Raw genomic sequence first — 6,932 nt, forward strand, 5'->3', positions numbered from 1 at the left:
TATAGATAATTCAAATAAAAACTACAGCTTCGACTTCGCTCAGCTAGCTTACACCGAGGGCTGAGCGAAGTCGAAGCCCGTCTACAAGTTATTTAAAACAACTATAATAACCCAATCATAACTTATCGTTTCTCAATCTAAGTAATGATCTATGGATAGATATATGGATAACAGTTATCTGTAAAAACAAATAGAAAATGTTTTACTTAGTTTTACTTATATGTAATGGCAAAAAAATTTGACTAATAGTACAATCATCTTACATACTGATGTATAGCTAGCAAATATTAAACTATTAAGAACAAATGGCAAAGGTTAAACAACCAGTTCAACTCTCTGGTGATGCATTGTTACAGAAAGTCAAAGAACTAGAACATCTGTCAAAAGAAGAAAAAGCTAAAGCTTGTGGATATGCAACTATCACAAAAAACAATCAAGCTCGCGTAAATCTAATGAAGTTTTATAATGCCTTGATGGAGGCTGATGGTGTTGAGCTTGAGGCGAAAGGTAGCGGTAAAGGTGGACGCAGCGCAAGTTATCGTGTCAGCGTTCAGAAAAATGGCAACCTATTAATTGGCTCGGCTTATACACAACTCATGGGGCTACAGGCAGGGGACGAATTAGAAATTCGGCTTGGACGCAAACATATTCATCTGCGTCAAGTTGGCGCTGATGACGAAGAATAACTCACAAAATAAGCTTGCATTGCAAGCTTATTTTGTGAGTTTGTTAAGATGAAATTTCACCCGTTGCTACTTGAAAAATTCGGGCAGATTTTAACCACTGAGCGTCAAAGGATCCGAGATGTGTCGTAGTAATTATTGTTTGAACTCGGTTACCGATCGCATTTAAAAGATGATCTTGACGTTGCAGATCGAGTTCGGCAAGAACATCGTCTAATAATAATAGCGGCGGTTCGCCAATCACCGATTCTAGCAATTCTAACTCAGCCAGTTTTAGCGCTAGTACGAGCGTTCTTTGCTGACCTTGGGAGCCATATTCTCTTGCCGAAGTTGCATTAATTGTCAGCGAAACCTCGTCTCGATGGGGACCAACTAAGCTAGTGCCTTGATGTTGCTCGATGATGTTTTTTTGCAATATCGCCTCAAAAAAAGACTGATGAATATTTTCGACTAGATCGGTTGGGGTAAAGGAAAATTTAGGTAAGTATGTAATTTCTAAATACTCGCTCCCTCCACTAATGGCTTGATGCCAATGTCTAGCGATCGGGGTTAATCTCTCCAATAATCGCGATCGCCTCCTGATTAAGCGCGTCCCCGTCGTTACAAGTTGGGCATCCCAAAGCGCCATTTGTTGAGCTTCGTACTGGATTTGCCCCTGTTTAATTGACTTCAGCAAGGCATTGCGCTGTCGTAACACCTGATTGTACTGCTGCAAAAGATTGATATAAATCGGCTCTAACTGAATTAAAACTGTATCTAGCCAATTGCGTCGACTTTCGGGACTGCCACGCACTAAATCGAGATCGAGGCTAGAAAACATTACAGCATTGACATTCCCCAAAAAATCTAAATGTCTTGCTTGGTTAACGCCGTTTACCCTCAGAGTACGTTTACCACTGGCTCGCATTTGCATCTCTAGCTCAACGGGATAGCTTTCAGGCAATCTTGAGCGTTGACAAATTGCCCGAATTTCGCCGATTGTCGATCCGTTTTTTACTAAATCGCGATCTTTACTAACGCGATGCGATCGCAAAGTTGCTAGTAGCAAAACCGCCTCAAGCAAGTTTGATTTACCTTGAGCATTATTCCCAACGATCACCGTTTTGGGGGCGGTGAAGGATACTTCTTGGTCAACGTAGTTGCGAAATTGCTTGATGTGTAGAGATTTAAGATACATTCATGCAGGCGAGTCTAGTAGCAGGTTCTCTAGAATAAAGCTTTTTTGCTTTGGGATAGCATATTTTCTTGTAGGCATCGCCAATTTATTGATAGTAGTTCCTGATAGTGATTGACAAACAAGCAAATTTCTGTCAACCTAATTGAGAATAATTATTACTAACTTAAATTTTCCTAATGTTGAATAAGTTGTCTAGAGGGTTACTCAAACGTGAAATCCCCATGCTAATAGCGGGTTTACTCACAGTTACGGCTTGTGCTGAAGCCCCTAAGCAAGCCAATAATCCAGCAAATAATCCTACTAGCCCCCCCGCCGCCGCTCCTGAAAAGAGTAATAGCAAGTTAAAGATTAATATCAATACTGCTCCCATTGCCGAGTTAGATAAATTGGAGCTTCCTGGCACCAAGCCTTCGCTCTCAGAACGCATTCAAGCCGCGAGACCCTACAAAACTATTGATGACCTAGTAACCAAGAAAGCAATTTCGGCTGAAGAGCTAGGATTGATCAAAAGCTTGGTTACCATTGAAGATAAATAATCAAAGATAATCAACAACCGCAAAATCCCAATTAACAAACGCAAATAAATCACAAAAATAAATCACAAAGGTAAAATCATGGATTTTAGCTCGGCTCTGCCAACCTTCTTAATTGTTTTAAGGGAAGGAACTGAAGCAACTCTGGTTGTAGGGATTGTGCTGGCGTATTTGAGTAAAGCCAATCAATCATTTCTCAACAAATGGGTTTACTTGGGAGCGCTCGCAGGGCTTTTTGTTAGTAGTGTGATGGGAGCGATCGCCCAGAAGCTAATTGGTGGCTTTAGCGGCACTATTTATTATTTGTGTAAAGGGATTTTTTCACTTGCCGCGATCGTGATGTTGAGTTGGATGCTGATCTGGATGACACAACAGGCAAAGACTTTGAGGTTTCAGGTTCAAGCGAGCGTGGAGCAGGCTTTGCGTAGTAACGAAGCCAACAAAGTTGGTTGGGGTCTGTTTACCCTAATTTTTGTGGCTGTTTTAAGAGAAGGAGCCGAGACGGTTCTATTTGTTACGGGATCATTTAATCCCGATCCAACACAATCAGGACTCGCTCAATATGCACCAGCAATGGGGTGTGTATTTGGAATTATGGCAGCGATCGCTATCGGCTTAGCCATATTCAGATTTGGAGCAAAACTCAATATTCGTATTTTCTTTCAAGTATTAGGGATTGTGTTGATCCTCATCGTAGCTGGATTGGTGATGACATCCTTAGCTGCTTTCGATCTGGCAAATACCATTGACAAAGTATTTAATACGGCTACACAAAGTTATGAATTTCTCGATCCGCCACAAAAGGTAATTAGTTGGTTTAGTTTGGGTCGTCAAGTTACAGACACTTCTTCTATTTTGCCTGCGGATAAATTTCCAGGAATTGTCTTAGCTACTTTGTTTGGCTATTCCGACAAGCTCTACGCAACGCAAATCGTCGCATACTGCGTTTTTCTGAGCACAATGATCGTGTTCTACTTCCGCTCTCTTGCTGGCAAACAGATCTTTCCTTTTCTAAAAGCTCAAAGATAGGAATTCAAAGATAGCATCCATCGATAGAACTCCAAGATAAATTATGGCGATAAATGGCGATGAGTCAGCGATAAATAGCTAATATACTTCGCCTAATGCCCCAAAAGTCTGTAGTTGACAAATGGAAAGTAACGTTCAAATAACGTTTAAATAACAAGCAAAAGTAACAAGCAAAAGTAACAAGACTAAAGAATATGAATTTTTTAAAAGCCCTCATTAAGCCAATTAGTTTGGCTTTGATTGTTTTCGCCTTGGCGATCGCCTGCACGCCCCAACCAATCAAGACCAATACCGACGTAGCCAGTAATTCAAATGCTACTTCTACTATTTCTACTGCTGCCAGCAAAAAATTTAGCGATAAGCAGGTCGTTGTGGACTTTACTGACAAAGTAGTGATTCCTACTTATCAGAAGTTTACAAGTAAAACGAAAGATCTGAAAGCAGCGGTGGATATTTTAGCGAAGGATCCAAGTGAGCCTAACCTAAAAGCTGCTCAGGATGCTTGGATCGAAGCAAGGGTATATTGGGAACAGAGCGAATCGTTTACCATTGGACCAGCTAAATCTTTAGGTGCTGATGCGGCGATCGATACATGGCCCTTAGATAAAGGCGATATTGCGAAGATCCTCAACAGCAATGATAAATTGACTCCCGAATCCATTCAAAAATTGCAGGAAAGCCAAAAAGGATACCACGCGATTGAGTTCATTCTCTTTGGGGCGAACGGTAAAAAAGCGATCGCGGATTTTACGCCCAGAGAGTTTGAGTATGTACAAGCCTTAGCAACGGTCTTGGATGGGGATGCTAACAAACTCCTCACTGCTTGGGTAAAAGGGGTTGATGATAAGGCTCCCTATCGCGATTCCTTTGCCACCGCAGGAAATAACCCGATCTATCCTTCTTTACCCGATGCTGTTCAGGAAATGATTGAAGGGATTATCGATAGCACTACGGAGGTTGCTGAAAAGAAAATTGGCGAACCCTTTAAGAAAAAAGACCCCGCATCAATTGAGTCTCAATACGCGCTTGCCAATCCCATCAATGACTTTAGAAATAATATTCTCTGCGTGAAGAATGTCTATTTTGGAGGCATTGAGAACCATGCAGCGGGTAAATCGGGATTGAGTGCCTATATCGCAAAGGTTAATCCTAGCCTTGATGCCCGTGTAGAAAAAGAAATTCAAGCGGCTTTAGATGCGATCGCCCAGATCCCCGCTCCATTTAGTACGGCGATCGCCGATCCTACGGCTGCACCAAAAATCAAAGCTGCGATCGAAGCTGTCACAACCGTCAAGGAAACCTTTGAAAAAGAAATCAAGCCTTTAATCGTTACTTAAGTACCTCAGCACAATTAAAAGCCAGAGCTAAAACCTGCGGCGCACGCTACGAGTGCGCCGATCACCAAATCACTAAATCACTAAATCACTAAATCAACTAATCACTAAATCAATTAATTATGAAAGATCTAGATCTACAGGCAACTAACGATATTCTCAACTCAATTATGGAATTTGAGTTGGCTGGGGTCGTCCGCTACACTCACTACGCTTTGATGGTGACGGGAGCAAATCGGATTCCGATCGTAGCCTTTTTTAAATCCCAAGCAACTGAGTCCCTTCTGCACGCTCAGCAGGTAGGGGAAATCTTAACTGGTTTAGATGGACATCCCAGCCTGAGAATCTCTCCTCTTGAAGAGACCTTCAAACACACCGTGGAGGATATTTTGACGGAGAGTTTGAATCATGAGAGAAAAGCGTTAAACCTTTACAAAACCCTCCTCGATGTTGTCAAGGATGCCAGTGTCTATTTAGAAGAATTTGCCAGAACGATGATCGGACAGGAAGAACTTCACAATATTGAGATTAAAAAAATGCTACGTGATTTTAGTAATTAGGTGTTTTTTCAGTTAGTTCATTCTCCTTAATAGCTATGCATACATTATCTTCACGGTCACACAGCCAAGTAATCCGATTGTTAATCTTAGCCGTTGCGATCGCGATCGCCGTAATTGGCATTCAAACTTGGATGGATTATCAAAAACTCCCCCCGATTAATCTGGATCCCCTATCGGGAGGTCAAACATCGATCGTCAATCGTACTTCTAGGGCTTTTGATAATCCTGCGGCTAATTTGACGGAAGAGGAACTCAAAAAGCATAGCGAGGCAAATGTTACCTTCAATGATGTGTTCGTCAGCGCTCCTTCCCAAGTAAATCCTGGACTAGGTCCCCTGTTTAATAATACTTCCTGTAATGGTTGCCACCTTCGTAATGGTAGGGGGATGCCAATTATCGGCTCCAGCACTTCGCTGAAGTCTCAGCTTTTAGTGCGAGTGAGTTTAGCTCACGGTCAACCAGAAGTACCAGGTGGAGCGGTTCCCGTACCCAATATTGGTACACAAATCCGAGACCATGCGATCTATGGTTATCAGCCCAATGCAGAGGTGAACCTGCAATGGCAAGAGACCGAAGGCAAATATGCTGATGGAACGAGCTACAAATTGCGATCGCCAAAAACGACCATTACGCTCCCTGATGGTAAACCCTTGCCTGAGGAAGTAATGACCTCATTGCGCTTACCTCCTCCTGTCATTGGTTTAGGACTATTAGAAGCGATCGCAGACAAAACAATTCTGGACTTAGCCGATCCTAAAGACAAAAATGGTGACGGGATTTCAGGTAAGCCCAACATGGTCTGGGATGTGGAGAAAAAAGCCACCGTACTGGGAAGATTTGGGCTTAAGGCAAACCAACCCAACCTCCGCCAACAGACTGCTGCCGCCTATGTTAATGATATGGGTATCACTAACCCAGTATTTCCCGATCCTAGCGGCAAGAATGATATTACTGATGAAAAGTTAGTTTCGGCGACCTTCTACTCCCAAAGTTTGACCGTACCTGCCCGTCCAATAGCGATGGTCAACGATCCCACGGTGCAAAAAGGCGATCGCCTTTTCCACGGTGCGGGCTGCGCTAGCTGCCATATCCAAACCCTGAAAACTGGCAAACATCAATTAGCGGCGATTTCCGAGCAGACTATTCATCCCTATACCGATCTGCTCCTGCACGATATGGGGAAAGGGCTAGCGGATAATCGTCCCGATTTTCTCGCCTCAGGAACCGAATGGCGTACTTCCCCCCTATGGGCGATCGGGCTTACCCAAACTGTTTTGCCCTATTCAGGATTTCTCCATGATGGTCGAGCCCGTACTTTAGAAGAAGCAATTCTGTGGCATGGCGGCGAAGCAGAAAAGTCAAAGCAAGCATTTTTAAATATGGATAGGGGCGATCGTACCGCTCTTATCCAGTTCCTTAACTCTCTCTAGGAGAGCAAAGCGCTGTAAGAAGAAATGGCGTAGCCATTTCTTCTTACAGCGCTTTGCTCCCAAACCCAAATCAAGAAACTTTTTGAAAGTGTTGCTTCGTAACACTTTCAAAAAGTTTCTTGTGTTTATTTTGATCGAAAATTGCTGTAACTTGAAAACCCTTACTAGGTTTAGTTTTTAATTCAC

The 6,932-nt window shown here is 42.7% G+C and carries 7 protein-coding genes; 6 read left to right on the top strand and 1 reads right to left on the bottom strand.

What is annotated here, in order from left to right:
- The first annotated feature begins 305 nt into the window (after positions 1 to 305).
- A complete protein-coding gene (locus AC805_RS04170; RefSeq protein WP_009628945.1) occupies positions 306 to 686 on the top strand; it encodes an AbrB family transcriptional regulator in 381 nt (126 codons plus the stop codon).
- Between the two features lie 43 nt (positions 687 to 729).
- Here AC805_RS04170 and recF read toward each other — a convergent pair whose 3' ends face one another.
- Positions 730 to 1,860 (bottom strand): DNA replication/repair protein RecF, encoded by a 1,131-nt coding sequence (gene recF / locus AC805_RS04175; protein ID WP_055074246.1) that lies wholly within the window; start codon positions 1,858 to 1,860, stop codon positions 730 to 732.
- 176 nt (positions 1,861 to 2,036) lie between these two features.
- Here recF and AC805_RS04180 point away from each other — a divergent pair, with 176 nt between their 5' ends.
- The 5 genes from AC805_RS04180 to AC805_RS04200 all read left to right on the top strand — a co-directional run bounded on the left by AC805_RS04180 (position 2,037) and on the right by AC805_RS04200 (position 6,746).
- Positions 2,037 to 2,396, top strand: a complete 360-nt coding sequence (locus AC805_RS04180) for a helix-hairpin-helix domain-containing protein (RefSeq protein WP_055074247.1) — start codon at positions 2,037 to 2,039, stop codon at positions 2,394 to 2,396.
- Between the two features lie 78 nt (positions 2,397 to 2,474).
- A complete protein-coding gene (locus tag AC805_RS04185; protein WP_055074248.1) occupies positions 2,475 to 3,422 on the top strand; it encodes an FTR1 family protein in 948 nt (315 codons plus the stop codon).
- A 194-nt stretch (positions 3,423 to 3,616) separates the two neighbouring features.
- Complete coding sequence (locus AC805_RS04190; protein ID WP_055074249.1) at positions 3,617 to 4,759, top strand: imelysin family protein; 1,143 nt, start codon at positions 3,617 to 3,619, stop codon at positions 4,757 to 4,759.
- Positions 4,760 to 4,878: 119 nt separating this feature from the next.
- The gene (locus AC805_RS04195) at positions 4,879 to 5,316 is read left to right on the top strand and encodes a bacterioferritin (RefSeq protein WP_055074250.1); all 438 of its coding nucleotides are present in this window, start codon (positions 4,879 to 4,881) and stop codon (positions 5,314 to 5,316) included.
- A gap of 35 nt (positions 5,317 to 5,351) precedes the next feature.
- On the top strand, positions 5,352 to 6,746 hold the full coding sequence (locus AC805_RS04200) for a di-heme oxidoredictase family protein (RefSeq protein WP_055074251.1): 1,395 nt from the start codon (positions 5,352 to 5,354) through the stop codon (positions 6,744 to 6,746).
- Positions 6,747 to 6,932 lie beyond the last annotated feature (186 nt).

Origin of the sequence: Pseudanabaena sp. 'Roaring Creek' (genome assembly GCF_001402795.1) — a bacterium.
Lineage (GTDB): Bacteria > Cyanobacteriota > Cyanobacteriia > Pseudanabaenales > Pseudanabaenaceae > Pseudanabaena.

What these genes read in the sequence shown, in the direction of transcription:
- AC805_RS04170 (WP_009628945.1), top strand. Translation starts at nt 306, where the DNA reads ATGGCAAAGGTTAAACAACCAGTTCAACTCTCTGGTGATGCATTGTTA.
- recF (WP_055074246.1), bottom strand. Translation starts at nt 1,860, where the DNA reads ATGTATCTTAAATCTCTACACATCAAGCAATTTCGCAACTACGTTGAC.
- AC805_RS04180 (WP_055074247.1), top strand. Translation starts at nt 2,037, where the DNA reads ATGTTGAATAAGTTGTCTAGAGGGTTACTCAAACGTGAAATCCCCATG.
- AC805_RS04185 (WP_055074248.1), top strand. Translation starts at nt 2,475, where the DNA reads ATGGATTTTAGCTCGGCTCTGCCAACCTTCTTAATTGTTTTAAGGGAA.
- AC805_RS04190 (WP_055074249.1), top strand. Translation starts at nt 3,617, where the DNA reads ATGAATTTTTTAAAAGCCCTCATTAAGCCAATTAGTTTGGCTTTGATT.
- AC805_RS04195 (WP_055074250.1), top strand. Translation starts at nt 4,879, where the DNA reads ATGAAAGATCTAGATCTACAGGCAACTAACGATATTCTCAACTCAATT.
- AC805_RS04200 (WP_055074251.1), top strand. Translation starts at nt 5,352, where the DNA reads ATGCATACATTATCTTCACGGTCACACAGCCAAGTAATCCGATTGTTA.